This is a genomic window from Neobacillus sp. PS3-34, from assembly GCF_030915465.1.
Classification (GTDB): Bacteria; Bacillota; Bacilli; order Bacillales; family Cytobacillaceae; genus Neobacillus_A.
The window spans coordinates 211,849-234,309 of record NZ_CP133267.1; the positions used below are offsets into that span (position 1 = coordinate 211,849).

The window sequence follows — 22,461 nt, forward strand, 5'->3', positions numbered from 1 at the left end:
AATATTAATATATCATACTTTTTAAAAAATTGTTCTAAGCAAGCTTGAGAATTAACTTTTATCATTATTTATATACCCCGATATTTTTTCGATATAACTTTTTCGGTCAAACTTTTTTCTCCATAAGACCTAATTTAATTTCTTCAATTTTTTCATCAGCTTAAATTCTTTCATTTTCAAATGATTCCATACTATAATAAGAATTATCCTTGATAGTAGGAGGAATAGAATGAAAGAAGAACTTAAATATATCGGAAATAAAATTGTTGAAAATCACGTGAAATTAGCTGAAAAGCTTGAGGATATGATAGACCCCTTCTATATGCGCGACTTGAGGAACTCTGGTATGCTCCTAAACGAGTTAAGAGAATACAGAGCCGAATTAATTCGCTGCTTTGGGGAGGCCTTTTCAAAGATACAGATGTTGTAATGAAAGAAGTCATCAAATGGGGGAAAAAGCAGCCAGCTTTGCCATCCGCTATAACATTTCTTTAAGCGGGGCATTAAGAGCAGTGTCATCCTATCGAAATGTCATTTGGGAAGCCTTTACAGAAGAACTCGAACAACGACAATTTGCAGCTATTACCATGCTGAATGTGTCAAAAAAGGTCGATCCTTTATTAGATAAAGTCTGTAATGTTATTGGTGAAATGTATGAAAAGCATAACGAAGAATTAATGAAGGACGCCTATAATGCCCTTGAAGAGCTATCTGTTCCTGTTGTTCCTCTTGCAGAGGGAATCGCAATTATCCCGATTGTAGGCGATATCGATACTCATCGGGCGAAATTAATTATGGAAATTTCACTAAATGCCGCTGCTGACTTGAATCTGGAGGATATCATTTTTGATGTTTCCGCCGTTCCGATTATTGATACGATGGTGGCCAACCAACTATTTAAAATAGTGAACGCTCTCCAACTTACAGGAGTTGAAACCATCTTAACGGGAATTCGACCGGAAATCGCACAAACCATTGTGAATCTTGGCGTTAATTTTGGGGAAATAAAAACCCGTGCCAGTATGCAGCAAGCTTTAAAGGAATTGGGATTTAAAAAAATAGAAGATGACGTGAAAAAGTAGGAGACTGATGAAAATCAGTCTTTCAGACTGTAGACAAACTCTTTCGAGTTTGCCTGCAGTCTTTTTTCTCTTTAAAATGAAATAAAGTAAAAGACTCGTTGATTTCCGCTGCGGGTGGACGCTTTCCGCGGGGCGGGCGGTGAGCCTCCTCGCCGCTAAAAGCGGCTGTGGGGTCTCACCTGTCCCGCTAATCCCGCAGGAGTCGCCACCCTCCGCTCCAATCAACTGGGTTTCAGGTACTTTTTTTAAAACGACTATGAGTTGAACTACGATGATGACCAAGAACCCACCTAACGAACGTGATCAAATAGAGAGGCTGACGATTGATCAACTGGTCCCTGAAGACCATCTGGTCCGCAAGCTCGATCCGGCCATTGACTTCTCTTTTATTTACCTATTGGTGGAGCACAGGAAACAGCCCTTCCCTCCCCAGAAATTCAAGAAGGTAGAATGGAAGGAAATCAAGGAGAACACGACAGACCCTGATCGCGGCTAATATGTAAAGGATGAACGCACTAAACAGTTTGCCTATTCCTTTCACGCTGCCAGGGATGAAAAGTGGTTTGTATTGAGCATCGTGGTGACACCGGGGAATGTCCATGACAGCCATCTCCTGCAGGCGTTTGTTGAGAAGATTATAGAAATGATTGGGAAGCCCGCTCGCTGCCGCAGGCGATGCTTACGTTTGCTGCCATGAATCTGAAGAAACTGGCCAACTGGACATGGCAGGTGACTAAAAAGGCGCACTAAAGCACCAATGATCTGGTTTATCTTCTGATGGTAACGGTACTAGTAGATTGGAGCGGAAGGTGCTTGACTCCTGGGGGATCAGCGTTCCAGGCGAGACCCCGCAGGCGCTCTCTAGCGCTGAGGAGGCTCGACGAACGCCCCCGGAAAGCAAGCACCTGGAGCGCAAATCACACCTTCCAAATGAATTTTTCTAAAAATCAAAGGCAGCGAGAGTTGTCTCGCTGCCTTTGTCGAAAATCTGGGAGACTGATGAAAATCAGTCTTTTTTTATTCCCCCTTTGCACACTTGAATTTTTAAAAAAAATTACCAATTATGATATAATAGGAAAAAAGAATGACAAAAAATCGCCCCATTAGGATTGATATTGCGAATGAATGACCAGTTTTTCTATGAAAACAATCGATTTACCATACTTAAAAAACGTATTTATACAATTTTGCTGCCCGTTTTTTTCTTTAGCTTTTGTTTTATTTTTTACCTCGTTGCAAAGGAAAGAGCACTCGATTTAGTTAACAAAATCACCTTTATCTCTTTATGTGCTGGGCTTGCAATCTCTTATTTGTTCCTTATCTTCAAAAAAAATTCTTTCCGCAATGTGGAATTGGCGGTTTGCTTTATTGGGATTTCGGTCTTTCTTCTGAGAATTTATGATTCCATCTTGTTTGTTTTAGGGAAAGATAATTTTGTTCATATCGGAACCGTATCTTATTGGTTCTCTTTAGTCTACATACTTCTATTTTTCACTTTTCGGGGCAAAAAGGCATTAGCTATTTCCCTCATCATTTATTTATTAACGTTATTGCCAGGCACCTATCATATTTTCTTCAGCTCACAATTTAGTATAGATTCATTAGATACACTCGTTCAATTTTATATTGCAAATATCGGGAATATCGTTGCCCTTTATTTTTTCCAAAAAATAATTGAAGTTTTTCTGCAGGCTGAAGTCGCCCAGCAAAGTGCCAATACTGATTATTTAACCGGACTGCCTAACCGGAGGAAAATGGACAAACTGCTTCATGAGCAAATCTGTGATGCAGTAAATGGTGGCTTTCCCATTTCTATTTCTTTATTTGATGTCGATTATTTTAAGAAAGTCAATGATACATATGGACATGACATTGGTGATTCGGTATTGATCGAGCTGGCTAACCTTTTGCAAAAAAATGTGGGGCCAGCCGATTTCATTGGCAGATGGGGCGGAGAAGAGTTCCTCCTTATTAGCAGTAATCGGAACCTATCAAACATGGGCGAATTAGCAGAGTCACTCAGAATACTGATATCATGCCATTCTTTTGAGAAGGTAGGATCTCTCACCTGCAGCTTCGGCTCCGCTGAATTGAAAAAAAATGAAATGGCAAAGGATTTGCTAAGGCGTGCTGACGAAGGTCTCTACGTGGCAAAAGAAAACGGCCGCAATAGGGTTATCGGAAAATAAAGAAAGAACAAAAGAGCCTGGAATCCAGGCTCTTTTGTTCTTTCTTATTGTCAATTTTGCGCTCTCTATTATTCTGAGATTTCTATTTCGATGACCCTCGTAACTACGCCGAACACCTTTTTCTCGATGTAGTTTGGTTTGTATTGAAAAAAGTGGCTAAGACGCAAATTTTCAAAACCCTCAAGTTCATCAATTGTTCGTTCGATCATTTTGATTTGATGTTCAGACGAAGTCCCAACCGTTTCCTTATCAGGGAGATTGATGACAAGCTTTCCTTTTTCCAATACCTCTTTTGGTATTCCCTTCACTGCCAGCCTGTTTAGCTTGCGGTTTATCTTCCATAGTGGAATACCATCGATTTTTTGGTATGTATGTAAGGTTTCTTCCAACCGTGCCTGATACGATTGTTTAAGCAGAATCCATTGCTGGACCTTTTTCTCTTTTAGTTTTTTCATATTCATAATGATTTGGCTATCCTGCAGATTTAACTCCTCTGCTTTAGCCTGCCATTTTTTTGTAAGAGTTTCTTTTTTCTCTAGTAACATCTCGCTGCCCCCAATCCTTAAACAAAAAATAATACGTTTGAAGGCAGCGTTTTATGGGTACATACTTGAACATTTTTTATGGAAATTATACACATTTCTCAAATGTGATATTTATCAATATCATTATGCACGGCTGAAACTCCTGCTCTTCATCCGCTCTTTTAAGGTAGAAATGGCAAAGGAGCTTCCCAGCCATAATACCAGCCTGAAAAAATGCTTAACACCCAGTTTCCGCTCACCTGCAAAACCAAAAGAACGGAAGTAACACAAATGATGCCGCCAATCATTCCGTAAACAGATCCGTTGGCAATATTTGCAGCCTTTTTAGAACCAGAAGAAATCCCCATCATTAATACCGCTGTGAGCATAACAGCTGGGAATGCGGCGAATATTCCGCCGAGTATTTTCCACGGGGAGATGATTGTGACAATATAACTCAGCATAACTGCTGTACCCCCAAGCAGGAATCTGATCAATAAATCTTGTTTTTTCATGGTATTCACCTGTTCCTTCTAATTGGATGTTATCATTACAACAACCATTGATACGATAAACCAGCATGCCATTGCCTGCAGCAATCCGCGTTTCCAGCCTTGCCTTGGGAGGAGGTAGCCTGCAATAATTGCTACAAGAATATTGATTGCCATTCCAAAAATGGCTCCTTTTGAAAGTAAAATAGAATGGGAGATAAGGGAATGGCCATTAAAATCAAGCCCGATTGTCAGCAATGCCGCTAAATAAACTGCAGGGAATGCGGCAAAAATCCCGCCTGCCTTCTCCCCTAGTTTCCTTGCAATCACGGTTGAGGCGAGAACAGCTGATCCTCCTAATATGAATCGGATGATTAACGCACTCAAAGATAGTCCACTCATTTTCATTCGCCTCTCTCTAAAATTCTCTACCAATTTTTCATTGTGTATGTGATTATTTTCACAATATCCTCCGCATTTCTATTTTACTGCAAAATAGCTGTAATCCCTGTGAACATTTTATTACTATTTTTGAAGCGCTTACAGGTTTTGGTTTCTGAAATAAAGGGTAATTAGATGCGATTGCAATATATTTTTCTATAATAACGATGTGATGGTGGAGAAATTTTGAATCTTTAAAACTGGCATTTCAAAAATTTTTCATTTTACTTATCAAAAGCTATAATGAAATAAAGGAATTTTATTTTCTATATTTTTCCTTTTTGTAAATTAGCTGCTTAAATCTATAAAATATATACATATATTGAAGGAGTTACTAAAGTATGTCGATTGTAATTGTAGACGACAATCATGTAAACCTGTACCTAATTGAAAAAATACTTAGCCGGGCAGGCTATCAGGATTTCATTTCCCTGACCTCGGCACAGGAATTATTTGATTATCTTCAGATAGACAGCAAATATCCTGAATCGGTACCAGTGGATGTCATCCTGATGGATATCATGATGCCCGAGATTGACGGAATTGAAGCCTGCAGAAGACTGCAGGAAATACCCCATTTAAAAGATATCCCTGTCCTCTTTGTCACAGCACTCGAAGACACCAATAAAGTCGTGGAGGCACTGGATGTTGGCGGTATTGACTACATAATGAAACCGATCAATAAAGTAGAGCTGCTAGCCAGAATCAGGGTAGCTTTACGCCTGAAATATGAAAAAGACTGGCACAAGGAGCAGGAAGAGAAAATCAGGACAGAATTGGATTTATCGATGCAAATCCAATCAAGCCTATTGAGTGAACCCATCCTGTTGGATGAATTAATTATCAAAGCATCCCATTTGCCTGCAAATAAATTAGCCGGGGATATGTACTACTGGTATAAAATAGACGAAAATCGCTATGGAATCATCCTTTTAGATATGATGGGCCATGGAATTTCGGCGTCGCTTGTCTGTATGTTCATTAATTCCGTCCTGCGGGATGCCATCAGGCTGCATGGGGATCCCGAAGCAGTCATACAGGAACTGAATAGATGGATGGCGCAAATTAATAAGAAGGATACTTCCATGAATTATTACTTTACGGCCATCTACCTTGTGATCGACAATAAAGCCAAGACAGTTGAATATGTAAATGCTGGACATCCTCCAGGCTACGCTTTAATCGATCATAACCATGTTGTTCCTTTGGCAAAAGGCTCATGTGCAGTCGGATTTTTCCCACAAATGAAGGTAGAAAAATCCGTTATCCACTTTCAAGACCATATTCAGCTCCTTCTCTATACAGATGGGGTCATGGAAGCACTCGACCATATTGGGGAAGATGGTTTACAGCTTCTTGAAGAAGCTGCCTCGTCAAAATGGCTGGAATTAAAAACTGGAAATCCGATCGATTATGTTTTACCGAAGACACTGCACCATAATCAGCCAGATGATATGTGTGTTCTCACGGTACAAGTATAAAAAAGCAGATTTGCCTAACCCCCTTAAGGGCACAGGCAATTCTGCTTATTTTTTTAAATATATTCGTTGTGCACTTTCAAAATCTTCATAGTGGTCGGCAAGCTGGTAGGTGCGAAGTGTTTCTTTATTCCCAAGCCCTAAAAAACCGCCATGACAGAGGCTTTCGTAAAAAAGTCCATTTACCTGTGCCTGGAGCTCGGAATTAAAATAAATCATGACATTCCTGCAAATGATGACATGGAACTCATTAAACGAACCGTCTGTAACGAGATTATGCTGGGCAAACACGATATTTTCAAGAAGGCTGCTTTTCAGATGGGCATTTTCAAAGTCTGTTGTATAATACTCTGAAAATGCCTTTTGCCCCCCTGCTTGGAGATAATTTTTCGTGTAGTTTTGCATTCTTTTAAGCTCTATAATCCCTTTTTCCGCTCTCTTTAAGACTGTTTCATTCATATCAGTGGCATAAATTTTTACTTTTTCATATAGTCCCTCTTCTTCAAGCAAAATGGCCATCGAAAAGGCTTCCTCTCCCGTAGAACAGCCGGCGTGCCAAATTCTGATTTCAGGAAGCCCCTTCAGAAGAGGCACAACCTTTTCACGGAAGGCAAGGAAAAAAGAAGGATCTCGAAACATCTCTGTTACATTAATAGAGAAGTCCTCAAGAATCTTATTCAGATAGCCATCTTCATGTAAAACCTTATCCAACAGGCCGCTAATGGATCCAATCCTGTCCAGACGCATGCGGTTGTGTATTCTTCTAATAATGGAGGAACGCATATAGTTCCGGAAATCAAAGCCTGATATCCGATAAATTGCCTGCAGCAATAGGTCCGTTTCTAACTCTTCTTTTTCCTCTTCATTAAGTAAATGTACCATGGAGTGTAGTAACTCCTTTCGCTGCTTAGTTAGTAGAAGGATTTGAAAGCCAGACTCTCAAAACACTGAGTAGCTGATCCAGTTTTAGCGGCTTGCTGATATAATCAGACGCTCCGGCTTCCAGACATTTTTCGCGGTCACCCTTCATGGCTTTCGCCGTCAGGGCAACTATCGGTAAAGAATCATATTTCTGATTTGACCTTATTCTTCTCATTGTTTCATATCCATCCATACCAGGCATCATGATATCCATCAGAACAATATCGATATCTTCAGTAGCTTTAAGTGTTTCCAGACATTCCAGGCCATTTTGGGCTGTGACGATATCCATGCCTTCATGGGCAAGTGCGTTCTTCAATGCAAAAATATTTCGATTGTCATCATCGACGACTAATACTTTCTTATTGCGCAGGAGATTCAATGGAAGATCTTCAGAAATCAGCACTTCATTTTCCGCAATGATTTCAATGGAATCTGCCACGAACTCATTCTCATCCTGGCCAAGCCCGCCAGCAACTTCCTCCGTTGCAATCACGGTAGCTTCTTGTTTGACAAGTCCGGAGGGCAGGCTTGGCAAATAAAGCGTGAATACACTTCCTTTTCCTTCTTCACTTTCTACTGTAATACTTCCTCCCAGTAAGCCTGCAAATTCCTTACAAATAGAAAGCCCTAAACCTGTTCCGCCATATTTTCTCATCGTTGCACCATCCACCTGCTGGAAGGCGTCAAATATGAGAGTTTGTTTATCCTTTGGAATTCCGATACCTGAATCAGTAACCTTAATTTCCAGCCAGTCAGAGTCTGTATAACGAAGGTTTTCATTCGCGATCTTTTCGCTGGAAGGTACGCCAATACTCACTGATACATTGCCGTTTTCAGTAAATTTAAACGCATTGGAAAGCAAATTTTTCATTATTTGCTGAAAACGCTGTTCATCTGTGTAGAAAATTCCTGGTGCGTTTTCATCCTTTAGGATAGAAAATTCAATGCCTTTATTTTTGGCAATATGAGAAAAGTTTCTTTCCAATATTCCCGGCAGCTCACTAAGGTTCATTTCACCAAAGACCATGTCGAGCTTGCCGACTTCCACCTTCGATAAATCAAGAATATCATTTATCAGTGACAGCAGATCTTGTCCCGAGCTGTTGATAACACGCGCAAATTCCTGCTGCTCTTCTGATAGCGATTCTTCATTGCTATCAGATAGCATCTCTGAAAGGATTAAAATGCTGTTTAACGGTGTTCTAAGCTCATGGGACATATTCGCAAGGAACTCGGATTTATATCTTGAACTCAATTTTAGCTGCTCGGCTTGTTTCTCAAGATTCACCTTAACTTTTTCAAGTTCTCTTGTTTTCTGCTCCGCTTCCAGATTTCTTTCTCCCAATTGTTCGTTTATCATGCGGAGCTCTTCTGATTGGGATTGCATCTCTTCTGCCTGTGCAATTCCTCAGATTGTGTTTGAAGCTCCTCTGATTGCATTTGCAGTTCTTCGGTTTGTGCCTGGGATTCTTTTAATAAGCGTTCAATTTCCATTCTTCCCTTAACACTGTTTATTGTGAGGCCAAGTGTATCAAGTGCCTGCACGAGGAACTTTCTTTTTACCTCCTGGATGTTTTCCAGGCTGGCCAGTTCAACCATCGCCACTACTTCGTCCTCGAAAAGCACAGGAACAATCATAATGCTTTTCGGAAATACCTCGCCAAGACCGGATGTTATAAAGGTATAGCCTTCAGGGATTTCTTCAAGAATATGGGCACGTTTCTCCAACGCTGCCTGGCCTATTAAACCTTCACCAGGCAAAAATTCCATTCTGCCCGCATTTTGCCCCTCGCCGGCAAACGATGCCAGCTTTCGATAACGTGCATTTTTCCCTTCACCCACTCTTGCATAAAAAACGGCATAAGAAGCGTCCATCATCGGTGCAAGTTTTGACAAAAACCTTGCTGCCAGCATATCAAGGTCTTCAATTCGCTGGTACATGGTAGCCATTTCCGCCAAACCAGTCTGTACCCAATTTTGCTCTTCTATTTTTGAAGTGAATTCCTTTTCCTTACGACTGGACTCTTCCAATGAGTAGGCCATCTCATTAAACGCAACAGCAATGTCTCCAATTTCATCTTTTGTTCCTACAGTGATTCTCGGAAGCGTACTCATGTCGGTGAAATCGATCGTCTTCATGACATCGGAAATATTTTTAAGATTATTTGTCGTGCTTTTAATGACCCAATAAGCAACCATCGCTGTTGCAGCCAGTGCTAATAAAGCGCCAAGTATTAGCGTATACAGACCCTTTTGATATGTACTTTTTGCCGATTTTAAGGTGGACTTCATCAATGATTCCTGATAAGCCTTAAAATCGTTCATATTTCTTATAACCAAGGTACGATTAACTTTCTGTTCGGTTAAAAGCGGTTGAATCTCATTTAATTTGCCATCTCTTACTTTCTCTGTGATTTTATTTTCAATATTAATATACGCTTTGTAATTTTCTTCAATTTCATTTAAATAGATATATGATTGTTTATGATTAAGAATGCCAGAGAGTGTGTACAGGTCCTTTTGAATAAGGTCATGATTTTGCTTCAATTGTTCCAGGCTGTCATTTACTTGTGTTTTATCCTTCTCGTAAACACTATTAAGCAATTCACGGTCAGACTGGAAAAATAATTGCCTCATTTCCGTAACGAGATTGACCTTATAATACCGGTCCTCCACAATTTCCAGCATATTGTTTTTCATATTATTAATCATAAAAAATATACCTGTTATCAAAACGATCATTAATAATAAAATGATGCCGAAACCCGTTAATTGCTTTTTCTTAAAGCTCATTTTCTCTTCCTTCTTCCCCAAAATCCTTCATTATCTATTTTTTTCCCTTATTAAAAAATTCGAGCTCGCCAAAATGAAGATTTCTTTTTTTCAAAATAGCAAACTGATTTTTCCCTTTAATTATCTATTTATACCACAACTAACTCACTTGCTCTACTAATTTACTTTCCAGCTAATGATATGCATTTTCACTTTTTACTTGGACTATTTATTTGATTCATATGATTTGTTTTTCCTTTGCAACTGAAAAGAAAAAAAACTATGAATGAAACAAAACAAAAAGGGTAAATTATCTTAGCTTATTATTTAGTGAAATAAAGGATGGAGGAAAACCATTTATGGAAAACCAAAACGCAGAATCACGCAAATATGTCTGGGAAGATGTTGTTAAGATGGTTAAGAAACTGGATCCGAAAAAACTTGAGATCGTAAAAGCCACGCTTCCTATTGTACAGGAGCATGGCGAGGCGATCACAAAACGGTTTTACCAGCGACTTTTTGAAAACCATCCCGAACTCAAGAATATTTTTAATATGACCCACCAAAAAACCGGGCATCAACCAAAGGCGCTTGCAAATGCGGTATATGGTGCGGCTGCAAATATTGAAGATATGAGTGCGATTATGCCTGTTTTGGAACGGATTGGCCAAAAGCACAGAAGCCTGCAAATAAAACCAGAGCAATATCCTATCGTTGGGGAAAATTTGCTTGGAGCGATTAAGGAGACGCTTGAAGATGCTGCAACGGATGAAATACTCGATGCGTGGGCGGATGCTTATTCTATTATTTCCGATGTCTTTATCAGGATGGAAGACAAGCTGTACAAGGTGGCAGCAAGCGAGCCTGGAGGATGGGCTGGTTTCAAGGACTTTGTGGTTTCTAATAAAATACCTGAAAGCGATGTTATCACTTCTTTCTATTTAAAACCGAAAGATGGCAGCAGTCTGCCTCGATTTATTCCCGGCCAGTATATAACTATAAAACTTGATATTGAGGAAGAAGAATTTACGCATCTCCGCCAGTATAGTTTGTCTGACAAGCCAGGCAATGATTATTACCGTATTAGCGTGAAACGTGAAGATGCTTTGGAGGAAGGTTATCCGCCTGGCGTGGTATCCACCGATCTGCACAAGCTTCTAAATGAAGGTGACACTCTGCCGATTACCTCACCGGCTGGAGACTTTTACCTGGACATGGAAAGTACACGTCCAGTCGTTTTATTAAGCGGAGGCGTCGGCCTGACACCCATGCTGAGTATGTTAAATACAATTGCCGCGGAACAGCCCGATCGGCAGGTTGTCTTCATCCATGCATCCATGAACGGCAAGGTACATGCATTCAAGGAACATGTCCGCGAGTTGGCCGACCAGCATAAAAATGTGAAATCCTATGTCATATATCAGCAGCCTACTGAGGAAGACAAAGCCGCTAAAAATTATGATAAAGATGGCTATATAACATTGGACTGGCTTCAGCAAACAATTCAATCAAATAACGCCCAATTTTATTTCTGTGGTCCGGAGCCGTTTATGAAAGCAGTTAATAAATTTTTAATAGAATGGGGAGTCCCGGCGGAGGATATTCATTACGAATTCTTCGGTTCCTTTGGTGATTTGGATTCTGATTAATTCAGTCAAAGGGTGACTCTAAGTATTCATCGAGTCACCCAATTTGTCCTATCAGAATGATCGCACTTTATGTAAGAAGGGGAAATTTTCCCAATATTTTAATAGTGTAAAGTCCCCTTCTAGTAAACCAGATATGTTACACTAGAAGTACGTCATCCCAACGAGAAGGGGGTAATATGAAAATATCTGTATTTATGGACGATTTTCGCACCTGCCCAATTGGCTATGTATTAGCTGAAGATATAGATGAATGTATCCATCTGTTAAGAAATTTCTCCATTGATCACCTCTCATTGGATCATGATCTTGTGAGCAAAACTCGGAATGGCTTATTACTTGTCCACATGATGGTGGAACAACAGCTGTTTGCAGACCGTATTACCATTCATTCCGCAAACTCTGGTGCCGGTAAAGCTATGTACATGTTTTTAAAGCAAGCACAGGAGGATTTTAAAATGCCTCCAATGATCAAAATTATCCATCGCCCTCTGCCCTTATTCACTTCTTGAGCTCCTTATTGCTCATTTTCATATATTATTTATCGATTTTTAAAACAGCCTTTAATGGGTTGTATTTTTTTTGCCATTATATTAGGATGATAAATTGAGAATTAGTTTAGAAAGGGATTTTTGCAAATGACTTATAAAATGGTCGTACTAGACCTGGACGATACACTTCTTCAAGATGACCAAACCATCTCCGCTAAAACAAAATTAACGTTATTCGCTGCACAGGAATCCGGCGTTAAAGTGGTGCTTGCCTCTGGCAGCCCTACTTTTGGAATGCAGGATATCGCAAAGGAATTGCGTCTAAAAGAATTTGGAAGTTTTATATTATCTTTTAACGGGGCGAAAATCATCGATTGCAGTACTGATGAAGAAATATTCAGCAGCACTCTGGCTCCTAGGACTGTACATGAATTATATGACCTCAGCAGCCGTGAAGAAGTTTTAATCCACACCTATATCGGGAGTGAAATCATTGCTGAAACAGCAAATCCTTTCACTGACATCGAAGGCGAGCTGACAGGTATGGAGATCAAGCTTGTTGACAGCTTTAAAGAAGCAGTTACAGAACCGGTTGTAAAAGCATTAATGCTTGCCGAGCCAGGAAAATTAGCTGAAGTGGAAAAAAAGCTGCAGAAAGAATTAGAGGGTGAATTAAGTGTGATGCGCTCAAAGCCCTTCTTTCTTGAATTTACAAATGACGGTGTCACTAAGGCAACAAGCCTTGACCATTTAATCCGCCAGCTTGGGATTAAGCGCGAGGAAGTCATTGCCATCGGTGACAGCTATAACGATTTGGCTATGATTGAGTTTGCAGGCCTTGGCGTCGCTATGGGTAATGCCCCTGCTGATATTAAGGCAAAAGCGGACTATATAACCGATACGAATATGAATGACGGCGTTGCCAAAGTCGTCGAACAATTTGTGTTAAGGGAAAAAGTACTTTCATAAAAAACAGAGAGCATCGGACAATATGCCGACGCTCTTTGTTTCTTTTCGATTATTGGGGTTCATCGTACTTTAAAGCCCGAGCACTGTCACTTAAACCTTTTGTCGTAGGATCCTGGACTATTCCAAACATGGACATCAATACTAACACTGCGTTTGCAAAGGACAGTACCCATTCCTTCACCGCATCTGTTAATTGAAAATGTATAACACCTAAAGTATGCAATGCCGTCAGCGCAAGCTGCAAAACAATCATGAGCTGAGACAGAAATGCCAGAACCCATCCCCCATTGCGGAAACGCACTCTCCAGTTAATCATCTTAATCACCCTTTGCTAAATAATTCCCTTTTTACTAGCATATGCTCGTTAATCGTGTGATTGTCCGCCTTTGTCCTATCAGAGAATATTTTTTCGCACTATTTTACAATGTAAATACACACCTTCACCGTTCCATTGTCTTTTTTTCATAAAAATCCTTATAATATAACGCAATAACACTTTTTTAAAACTGCCGCTCCTCACATGCGGCAAAAGTAAGGGGATTTACATGGAAAAATTAAAGCCAATACGCGATGCCATTATTCGATTTTGGAAGAGAAGGCATCTCACTCAAATATTACTGCTGCTATTACTTACGGTTATTTTATTGACGATTCTTTATTTTACGTGGCTGGCGAGCAGGACAAATGTCCAGTCACTTAAGGAGGGCTTAGGTCAATCCACAGTTATATATGATAAGGATGGCGAAACCGCCAGCGAACTGCAGCCGAACCGTTTAAAGGGGGTTTCGCTCAGTGACGTTCCCAAATATGTGCCGAATGCGGTTGTATCCATTGAGGATGAACGATTCTACCAGCATCATGGATTTGATATTAAGGGCATTGCCCGGGCCTTTTTGGCAATATTTTTGCCGGCAGGGTTACAGGCGGCGGTAGTACGCTAACACAGCAGCTGACTAAAAACGCCCTCCTCTCTCCACAGCGGACGTATAAACGGAAGGCAGAGGAGCTCTTCCTTGCCGTTAAAATCGAAAAGGTATATTCAAAAGAAGAAATTTTACAAATGTATTTAAACCAGGTGTATTTCGGAAGCGGAGCCTGGGGTATCGGGCAGGCATCCCAAAAGTATTTTGCAAAAAATATTAAGGATGTATCAATCAGTGAAGCAGCCCTTCTGGCAGGCCTTGTCCAGGCACCTACCGCGCTTGATCCCTACAACTATTACGACCGGGCAATTAAACGGCGCAACGTAGTTTTAGGAAAAATGAAAGAACTAGGTTATATTACTGCTTCACAGTATAAGGAAGCGAAACACGAAAAGATCCGCCTGCGTGACGGCGGCGGAACAAGAGCAGAAAGGCATTATCCATATTATGTGGACGCGGTGCTTGATGAGGCCATTTCACGCTACGGCTTGACACAGGAGGAAATCTTCACACGTGGTTACCGTATCTATACTGAAATGGACCAGAACCTCCAGTCAGGACTTGAAAAGGTTTATAAAAAGAATTGGATATTCCCGCATGGTCCGAATGGGTCACTGGTACAAAGCGGATCAGTTTTAATGGACCCTGCATCCGGAGGCGTCCGCGCTTTGGTGGGCGGTCGTGGTGAGCATGTTTTCAGAGGTTTTAACAGGGCAACGCATCTGAAGGCACAGCCTGGTTCGACGATGAAGCCGCTTGCCGTTTACACACCTGCACTTGAGGAAGGCTATGACGCTACCTCCGATCTTGTCGACAAGCCGATTTCTTTTGGAAATTATAAACCTGAAAATTTCTCAAGAACGACCCAGGGCGAGGTTCCCATGTATGAAGCAGTGGAAAAGTCCTTGAACATCCCTGCGGTCTGGCTGCTTAATAAAATTGGAATTGATAAAGGACTCGAATCTCTTAAGAAATTTGGTATACCTGTTGAAAAAGAAGACCGAAACCTTGCGATTGCATTGGGCGGTATGCATACCGGCATCTCCCCTCTTCAATTGGCTGATGCATTCACCACCTTCCCGAACGGCGGAGAACGCAACGACAGCCACTTAATTACAAAGATTGTCGGCCCGACTGGAGATACGATTGCCGAACATGAGCAGGAAACAACAAAGGTAACCTCGAAAGCAGTGGCAAATGAAATGACATCAATGCTTTTGAATGTTGTGGAGAGCGGTACCGGTAGAAGGGCTCATATTAAAGGCTATGAGATAGCGGGTAAAACAGGGTCCACTCAGCTTCCATATACGGATATCAATGGAACGAAGGATCAGTGGATGGTCGGCTATACCCCAAATCTGGTCGGAGCCATCTGGATTGGTTTTGACCAAACTGACCGTGAGCATTACCTGCCGAATAACAGTTCAGGAAATGTCGTTCCTATATTCAGGGCCATCATGGAGGAATCATTACCAAATTTGAAAAAGGAACATTTTGAAGTGGATTCTGTGAATACCCAGTTAGCCAATAAAGGGAAAACCACAGAAGAAGCAAAAAAAGCCATTCGCGAACAAGCGGAAAAATTAAGAAAAGAATTTAATGATAATGCCAGAGTAATCGGCAAAAAGCTGAAGGAAGAAGCTCCAAAATGGAAAAAGGACTTAAATAAAGGCATGCAGGACCTCGGAAAAACGATCGACGGTGTCGTAAAGAAAATACGAGGGCAGTAAAGGGCAATGGCCTGCTTGCTTAGCGCAGTTGGAATGGGGTCGCTCTTAGTACAGCGACTCCTAGCCCTCTAAGGGAAAACGGGTCACTTTGTATTATGCTGAATGCGTTGTTGGATTTTTCTCTTTAACCAGGGGACTTTTCCCTTTATGGCTCTTATGAAGGACATTTTCTTCGGTAACCTGGGGTGGTTTGGTCCTCATAGCTCTTATGAAGACCAGTTCCAACGGTAATCTAGGGAGGCTTGGTCTTCATAGCTCTTATGAAGACCACTTTCATCGGTAACCCGGGGTGGTTTGGTCTTCATAGCTCTTATGAAGACCATTTCCACCGGTAGCCCAGGGTGGTTTGGTCTTCATAGCTCTTATTGAAGACCGTTTTTTCCTTTCCCTGGCCAGCTTTTGTCCACAAGAAGGCTTATGAATGACATTTTCCTGATTAGCAAGGGAGATTTTGTCCTAAATAGGTCAATGATGAAAAATGCAACCACAAGAACTTAACACCAAATATCCAAATAAAATGACGTATGCTCAGCATACGTCATTTTTTTTAACACCATTTTTGCCTTATGCAATATTCTCAGTAGTATCTCTTTTAACAGCAACAGACTTTGTTGCGAGGCTGACACCAAAAGTGACTACTACATTAATGATTAAAGCGATTACCCCTACATTCAGATCCTTAACGGATTGTGGCAATGAAGGAAATAAAACACCGATAGTCGTCTGATTAATGGTAATATATGCAACTGTTAGTACACCGGCCAAGATACCTGCAAACGCTCCGTATTTCGTAACGATATTGTTTTTGAATAAACTTGAAACAAGTGCCGGAAACAGCTGCGTCACGAGACTATATCCCATTAGTAGCAGTGTTACGATTGTGTTACCTCCCTGGAATGTGAAAAATAAGGCAGCAAGAGCAACAACTGGAACGAGGTTCTTTGCGAGCCTAGAAACCTGTTGGTCCGTTGATTTTGGAACAAATACTTTATAAATATTCTTTGCCATCAGCGTTGCGGCAGCCATTAGAATCATGGAACCTGGGACAATCGCAGTTAACAGCCCAGCTGCACCGATCAGGCCAACAAGCCATGGATCAAAGGTCTGAATAGATAAGCGCAATAATGCAAGGTCACCAGCCGGACCTTCCAGCCCTTTTACTTGTAAAATCGCGGCGAACCCTACAAAGAAAACAAACAGCAGTACGAGCTGGTACAATGGCATAATTATCGTATTTTTTCGGAAGACCTTTGCATTCTGTGCGGAATAAATTGAGCCGAATGTATGAGGCGACATATAAAATCCAAGTGCAGTCAACAGCACGGTTGAAACGAACCATGAAACACTAATGCCGCTGTCCGGCAGTGTAACGAAGCCCGGCTTTGCCTGGTCAATCGCTTCAAACATTGGCTGAAATCCTCCATAGTAATGGAATGGAAGGTAAATACCAAGAAACAGCACAATACCTAAAATCATAATGTCTTTTATAACGGCAGTCCAGGCAGAGCCGTGGATGCCTGAAATCATCACATAAACAGTAACTGAAATGGCACCAATCCATACCGCTACGGATGGAGAAATTGTTCCATAGGAAGCCTCGGAAACAATAATGCCCAAGCCCTTCAATTGCAGGACAAGATAGGGAATCAATGCAATTACACCTACTACAGAAACTAAAACACCAAGATAAGGGCTTTTATATTTGCTGACAAAAAAATCTGATTGTGACAGTAATTTGTTTTCTTTTGAATACTTCCAAATAGCGGGAAGCAGCCAGTAGGACATTATATAGGCTAGACAGCCGTAAGCAAGGATGTAAAAGGTAGGCCGCCTTTTCCATAAGCCCATCCGCTTCCCCCCAGGAAAGTGAAAGTCGTATAAATTTCTCCAGCCATCAGTAGGAATACAAAAATGGTTCCAAATCCGCTGCTGCCGACAGTCCATTGTTCAAGGTCCATGTCTTTGCCTTTTCTTGCACGAATTCCAAGGAAAATCGATAATATTAAAAATCCGAAAATGATTAAAAGTGCTGAATTCATTCGATTCCCTCCTCACGGTTTGCCGGGTCCATTTTGTAAATGGCCAACATAATAAATGATGTTAAAACCACCCATAATACAATGTAAAATAGGATAAATGGCATTCCTGCCACATATGGGGTCACCTTATTGGCAAACTGGATTCCCCCCAGAAGACCTATAAACGGGATTAATGCGAGAAAATACTGTAATTTCATGTCACTTGCCTCCTTTAATTTTTTTATTTTAAAATTTTAAATGAAGCATGGAGAAATAATTTTACCCCGATATCGAGGGCGCGTTCATCAATCGCAAAATGAGAATGGTGGTGTGGATAGGTGATTCCCTCCTCTACGTTTCCTGCTCCGACATTGAAGAAAACACCTGGCGAAACTTGCTGATAAGCTGAGAAATCCTCGCCTCCCATAGTTGGCCTCATCAATTGAAGCGCATCTTCCCCGTAAACCTCCCTTACTGTTTCCTCAATGACCTTTGTTACTTCATGGTCATTTATGACCTGCCGGTAGCCAAACTCATATCTAAATTCATAGGAAGCATCATGTGCATCGGTAATCCCTTTAATAATCCTTTCCATTTTTCCTGGCATGGACTGACGAAGGCTTGGATCAAAGCTTCTAACTGTTCCGCAAAGCTCGACTGAACCTGGAATAATATTATGAGCCGTCCCCCCTGCAAATTGTGTAACGGAAACAACCAGATTATCAATGGGATCGGTATTTCTCGAAACAATATGCTGCAAATTGGTCACTACCTGAGCTGCAATAGCAATCGAATCGACAGTCTGATGGGGATATGCTGCATGGCCGCCTTTTCCTTTAACGGTAATATGGAATGTATCAGGCGATGCCATCATTGGCCCATAGGCAACTCCCACCTTCCCTACCTCCAGATGGGACAATAAATGGATTCCAATCACATTATCGACTCCGTCCATCACACCGGCTTCGACAAGCTCTTGTGCCCCTCCTGGAAATAATTCCTCAGCATGCTGAAAGATAAAACGGACTTCGCCTTTAATTTCTTCCTTTAAGCCTGACAGAACCTTGGCTGTTCCTAAAAGCATTGCCGTATGTCCATCATGCCCGCAGGCATGCATCACTCCTGGATTGGCTGAAGCAAATTCGTACGAGGTTTCTTCCTGGATTGGAAGTGCATCCATATCAGCACGTATGGCAAGCACCCTTCCTTCGTTGGGGCCAATCAGCCGAGCAAGCACGCTTGTTTTAGTCGGCCTGGAAATTTCCATATTGCCAAAGGATACCAATGTCTCGTATACATATTGAGCGGTTTTTTCTTCCTGAAATGATAATTCAGGATGTTGATGCAGATGTCTTCTCCAAGCAATGACATCACTTTTCACTTCGTTTGCCAGGTGATCCAGATTGAATGTTGGATTGTTAACTGCCATCTTCCCCACCTCCATTTGTATTAGTTTGGTACATCCACTTTTTGTACAGCTAGTGATAACACCGTATGACAGAGAACATTCGCACCGTCAGCACAGTCCTCCTTGGAGCTCCATTCTGCAGGATCATGGCTGACGCCGTCCTTCGAGCGGACGAACAGCATTCCTATTGGACATAAATCGCTAAATTGCATGCCATCATGCCCAGCCCCGCTAGAAAGAGAGAATGCTTGTACACCGGATTTCCTGCAAGCCTCCCCTGCTGCATCCTGAATCATTTGGGCGCATGGTACTGGCGCGATTCTCTGCAGCTCTTCAATCGTAAGTATTACATTCTGGTTCTCGCATATTTCCTCCGCTCTTTCACGAATGTACTGTTCTACTTGATTACGGACATGTTCATCGATATCCCTTAAATCCAGTGAAAACTCCACACGGCCAGGGATAATATTGATCCCACCAGGAAAAAGTTTCAATTGGCCGACGGTTCCGACGGTCGTTCCTGTTTTCGCTGCTTCCTCCTCAATCGCAACCATGATTCTTGCAGCCGCTGTAAGGGAATCTCGTCGAATCCTCATAGGTGTTGTTCCAGCGTGTCCAGCCTCACCTTCGACAATAAACTTAAGCCAAAGGGGACCTGCCATTCCTGTAACAATCCCAACGGACAGGTTTTCCTGCTCCAGTATTTTTCCTTGTTCAATATGTAATTCTATATATGCTTTGATGTCTTTAGGTTTACGTGCAGCTTTTCCGATTTCATCAGGCTTCAAGCCTTGGGCGGCCATTGCTTCTGCGATAGTTACTCCATTGCTGTCCTTGTTTTTTAATTCCTCCTGGGTGACAGTTCCTGCGAGAGCACGGCTGCCGATCATCCCAAAACTGAATCTCGCCCCTTCTTCATCGGTAAAGGCTATTGCTTCAATTGGATGCTCTGTTTGAATGTCTTGCTCGTTTAAGGTCTGCAGTACTTCAACCGCTGCAAGCACGCCCAAAGGTCCGTCAAAATTGCCACCATTAAAGACGGAATCCACGTGGGAACCCATCAAGACTACCGGGGCATCAAGATTCGTTCCTTCTTTTCTGCCAATCAGGTTGCCCGCTTCATCCTCCCTTACCGAAAGGCCTGCTTCTTCCATAAAGGCTGAAACCAGATTTTTAGCTTTTCTTTCTTCTTCTGAAAAAGATAGACGTGTGATTCCCCCCTCCGCTGTCGTCCCTATTTTGCTTAAAAGCTGAAGCCTTTCCCATAATCTGTTTTGATTGATCATTTCATCACCTTTTTTAATTTTTGGAATTTTTTTATAATTATAAAAATAAATCAACCTATTTACTATGTATTTTTAGACAAAATTTCATTGAAACAATTTGTGAAAAACCACAAAAAGAGACAATATCTATTGATGATTTTAGCAAAAATTAGGAGTTATCCATAAAAACAAAAATTTTTGTTATAATAGATTACAATAGTCGTATTTAAGGAGGAATTGGAAGGAATGAAGGAAGCACTTAGCCATCGGCAATTACAATCTTTAATACAGGTATCAAATGTCCTAAATTCTTCCCTCGACATTGACACAATCATTCATTCGATCATGGTCCAAACGGTATCAGTAATCGATGCGGCACATGGAGGGGTATTGTTTCTTTATGATTCCAAACAGGATTGCCTTGTCGCAAGATCAGATAACAATTTTAAAACGGACGTCCTCTCCACCGTCCGGCTCAAAGCGGGAGAGTCGATGACAGGCCTTGCCTTTGAAGCGAGAAAATGCCTGATTTTCCCTAACCGAACAGAGGTTAAAAAAGCAACAGCCACCCTTTCTGAAGAAAATTTGCGCCTGATGCTTGAATCCATCCCCACACTGCCATTCTCCTCGATCTGCGCGCCTATTTTTTTGAAAGAAGAATGCATCGGAGTCATCACGCTTGATTCCTTTAATCCTGATCTTCAGTTTTTCCCTGAAGATATTAATCTCTTGATGGCAATCTCTGATCAGGCGGCCGTTGCCCTGGAAAAAGCAAGTTTGTATAAGGAGAAAGATGAATCTATTCGTCAGCTTGAGCTTTTGAATAAAACGATTTCCAAGCAAAATGAAATGCTTTCTCGTTCCGTTGATATCCATAACAGCCTTGCTGAATTGGTACTGAACGGTGAGGGTCTAGACTCCATTATTCAATATATCCATAAAAGCATTAGCCAGCAGGTCCTCCTTTTTGATGATCTCGGTGAGCTTGTGTCATCTGTCTTCCATACACCCGTCCAGGAAAGCGAACTAAATATTCTTCGAATTTATGCCCTTGAAATTTTAGAGAAAAAAGAAATATATCGTTCCAGGGCAGAAGTGCACATCGGCGGCTCAAAATTCCGTCTGGCAGCTCTTCCAGTTGGGACAAAGCCTCAGTTTTTAGGTGTGCTGCTTATCGTTTCAGATGGTGAAATGAGTGACGTCGATATGGGGGCTCTTGAGCATGCCTGTTCGGTCATTTCTCTTGAGATTGTAAAGGAACGTGCGATTTATGAATCACATGAACGGATGAACGCAGATCTAATTGAATCTCTGTATTCTGGCAATATGGACGAAACGATTATCCAACAGGCGAAGCATTTGCAATTTAGTTCAGAGGGATACTACATGGCACTCATTTTACAACTGGATGAGGCTGATAATATACCAAACAAAAATAGTATCATCCGCCACCTTGTTCAGATGGGAAATCGTGTTTTTCTCAAACATCATGTCCTTGGAGTCGCTATACAACATCACGAACAAATTATTGTGCTGTTATCATTTCAGCAGAAGGTGTCAACTAAGTTTGTAGAGACACAAGTTAAGGAACTGGTTTCCAATTTCCAGGAAGAAGTCCACCGAAAAAGCTGGGGCACGACAGTTTCTATCGGCATAGGCCGGATTCAATCTGGATTAACCCACATCAGCAAATCGTTTCATGAAGCGGTTAAGTGCCTTCAGTTTATTCAGGGGTTTGGACAAAAAAATAAGCTTGTCAGCTATAAGGATCTGGGTGTACAGCGGCTTTTATTGCAAAACTCTGAGGAGGAGCTGATTGATTTTATCCTTGATGTTCTTGGTCCAGTTATGGAATACGATGTTTCACGCAAAGGGGAACTTCTCCCCTCTTTGTTTGCTTATCTCGAGCATAACCAAAATGCGAAGGAAGCAGCAGAAGCAATCCATGTCCATACCAATACATTGACATATCGGCTAAAACGAATAGAAGAACTGCTTTCGAACGACTTGAATTCGAGCAGCAGCTTTTTGAATATTCACCTTGCCGCAAGCCTCTATCCATTTTTTAAAAATAAGCTCATCTTTACAAAAAAGGCTTAATCTCTTTCTG

16 protein-coding genes and 4 pseudogenes are annotated in these 22,461 nt (G+C 41.4%); 10 read left to right on the forward strand and 10 right to left on the reverse strand.

Going from position 1 to position 22,461, the window contains the following annotated elements:
• The first annotated feature begins 229 nt into the window (after positions 1-229).
• The 4 genes and pseudogenes from RCG23_RS01130 to RCG23_RS01145 all read left to right on the forward strand — a co-directional run bounded on the left by RCG23_RS01130 (position 230) and on the right by RCG23_RS01145 (position 3,271).
• Entirely contained in the window at positions 230-430 is a 201-nt protein-coding gene (locus tag RCG23_RS01130) for a hypothetical protein (protein WP_308178219.1), read from the forward strand.
• Positions 431-446: 16 nt separating this feature from the next.
• Positions 447-1,082: an STAS domain-containing protein gene (locus RCG23_RS01135; protein ID WP_308178220.1), complete on the forward strand. Its 636-nt coding sequence runs from the start codon at positions 447-449 to the stop codon at positions 1,080-1,082.
• 271 nt (positions 1,083-1,353) lie between these two features.
• A pseudogene (locus RCG23_RS01140) lies at positions 1,354-1,740 on the forward strand (hypothetical protein); the annotation flags it as partial.
• A 463-nt stretch (positions 1,741-2,203) separates the two neighbouring features.
• A complete protein-coding gene (locus tag RCG23_RS01145; RefSeq protein WP_308178221.1) occupies positions 2,204-3,271 on the forward strand; it encodes a GGDEF domain-containing protein in 1,068 nt (355 codons plus the stop codon).
• Positions 3,272-3,339: 68 nt separating this feature from the next.
• Here RCG23_RS01145 and RCG23_RS01150 read toward each other — a convergent pair whose 3' ends face one another.
• The 3 genes from RCG23_RS01150 to RCG23_RS01160 form a co-directional block, all read right to left on the reverse strand.
• On the reverse strand, positions 3,340-3,816 hold the full coding sequence (locus RCG23_RS01150; RefSeq protein WP_308178222.1) for a hypothetical protein: 477 nt from the start codon (positions 3,814-3,816) through the stop codon (positions 3,340-3,342).
• Positions 3,817-3,977: 161 nt separating this feature from the next.
• Complete coding sequence (locus tag RCG23_RS01155; RefSeq protein WP_308178223.1) at positions 3,978-4,310, reverse strand: DUF3147 family protein; 333 nt, start codon at positions 4,308-4,310, stop codon at positions 3,978-3,980.
• A gap of 18 nt (positions 4,311-4,328) precedes the next feature.
• Positions 4,329-4,688 carry a DUF3147 family protein gene (locus RCG23_RS01160; protein WP_308178224.1) on the reverse strand — a complete coding sequence of 120 codons (360 nt, stop codon included), beginning with the start codon at positions 4,686-4,688 and terminating at the stop codon, positions 4,329-4,331.
• A gap of 380 nt (positions 4,689-5,068) precedes the next feature.
• Here RCG23_RS01160 and RCG23_RS01165 point away from each other — a divergent pair, with 380 nt between their 5' ends.
• A complete protein-coding gene (locus RCG23_RS01165) occupies positions 5,069-6,208 on the forward strand; it encodes a SpoIIE family protein phosphatase (RefSeq protein ID WP_308178225.1) in 1,140 nt (379 codons plus the stop codon).
• 45 nt (positions 6,209-6,253) lie between these two features.
• Here RCG23_RS01165 and RCG23_RS01170 read toward each other — a convergent pair whose 3' ends face one another.
• Positions 6,254-7,087: a CheR family methyltransferase gene (locus RCG23_RS01170; RefSeq protein ID WP_308178226.1), complete on the reverse strand. Its 834-nt coding sequence runs from the start codon at positions 7,085-7,087 to the stop codon at positions 6,254-6,256.
• A 25-nt stretch (positions 7,088-7,112) separates the two neighbouring features.
• Positions 7,113-9,922, reverse strand: a pseudogene (locus tag RCG23_RS25765) (response regulator).
• Between the two features lie 392 nt (positions 9,923-10,314).
• On the opposite strand from RCG23_RS25765, the gene hmpA reads away from it, so the two are divergent.
• The 3 genes from hmpA to RCG23_RS01195 all read left to right on the forward strand — a co-directional run bounded on the left by hmpA (position 10,315) and on the right by RCG23_RS01195 (position 13,007).
• Positions 10,315-11,550 (forward strand): NO-inducible flavohemoprotein, encoded by a 1,236-nt coding sequence (gene hmpA / locus RCG23_RS01185; RefSeq protein WP_308179941.1) that lies wholly within the window; start codon positions 10,315-10,317, stop codon positions 11,548-11,550.
• Positions 11,551-11,726: 176 nt separating this feature from the next.
• A complete protein-coding gene (locus RCG23_RS01190; RefSeq protein WP_308178229.1) occupies positions 11,727-12,059 on the forward strand; it encodes a cyclic-phosphate processing receiver domain-containing protein in 333 nt (110 codons plus the stop codon).
• Between the two features lie 126 nt (positions 12,060-12,185).
• The gene (locus RCG23_RS01195) at positions 12,186-13,007 is read left to right on the forward strand and encodes a Cof-type HAD-IIB family hydrolase (protein ID WP_308178230.1); all 822 of its coding nucleotides are present in this window, start codon (positions 12,186-12,188) and stop codon (positions 13,005-13,007) included.
• Between the two features lie 49 nt (positions 13,008-13,056).
• On the opposite strand, the gene RCG23_RS01200 is transcribed toward RCG23_RS01195, so the two are convergent.
• A complete protein-coding gene (locus RCG23_RS01200) occupies positions 13,057-13,323 on the reverse strand; it encodes a phage holin (RefSeq protein ID WP_308178231.1) in 267 nt (88 codons plus the stop codon).
• A gap of 229 nt (positions 13,324-13,552) precedes the next feature.
• On the opposite strand from RCG23_RS01200, the pseudogene RCG23_RS01205 reads away from it, so the two are divergent.
• Positions 13,553-15,660 (forward strand): annotated as a pseudogene (locus RCG23_RS01205) (transglycosylase domain-containing protein).
• Positions 15,661-16,224: 564 nt separating this feature from the next.
• Here the strand turns inward: RCG23_RS01205 and RCG23_RS01210 are convergent.
• The 4 genes and pseudogenes from RCG23_RS01210 to RCG23_RS01225 all read right to left on the reverse strand — a co-directional run bounded on the left by RCG23_RS01210 (position 16,225) and on the right by RCG23_RS01225 (position 20,372).
• Positions 16,225-17,699: pseudogene (locus RCG23_RS01210) on the reverse strand (sodium:solute symporter).
• Positions 17,696-17,896: a DUF3311 domain-containing protein gene (locus RCG23_RS01215; protein ID WP_308178232.1), complete on the reverse strand. Its 201-nt coding sequence runs from the start codon at positions 17,894-17,896 to the stop codon at positions 17,696-17,698. The pseudogene RCG23_RS01210 and the gene RCG23_RS01215 overlap by 4 nt, the downstream one beginning before the upstream one ends.
• A 23-nt stretch (positions 17,897-17,919) precedes the next feature.
• Complete coding sequence (locus RCG23_RS01220) at positions 17,920-19,107, reverse strand: amidohydrolase (protein WP_308178233.1); 1,188 nt, start codon at positions 19,105-19,107, stop codon at positions 17,920-17,922.
• Positions 19,108-19,127: 20 nt separating this feature from the next.
• Positions 19,128-20,372: a Zn-dependent hydrolase gene (locus tag RCG23_RS01225; protein WP_308178234.1), complete on the reverse strand. Its 1,245-nt coding sequence runs from the start codon at positions 20,370-20,372 to the stop codon at positions 19,128-19,130.
• Between the two features lie 225 nt (positions 20,373-20,597).
• Between RCG23_RS01225 and RCG23_RS01230 the strand changes: the two genes are divergently transcribed.
• Entirely contained in the window at positions 20,598-22,451 is a 1,854-nt protein-coding gene (locus RCG23_RS01230) for a helix-turn-helix domain-containing protein (RefSeq protein ID WP_308178235.1), read from the forward strand.
• Positions 22,452-22,461 lie beyond the last annotated feature (10 nt).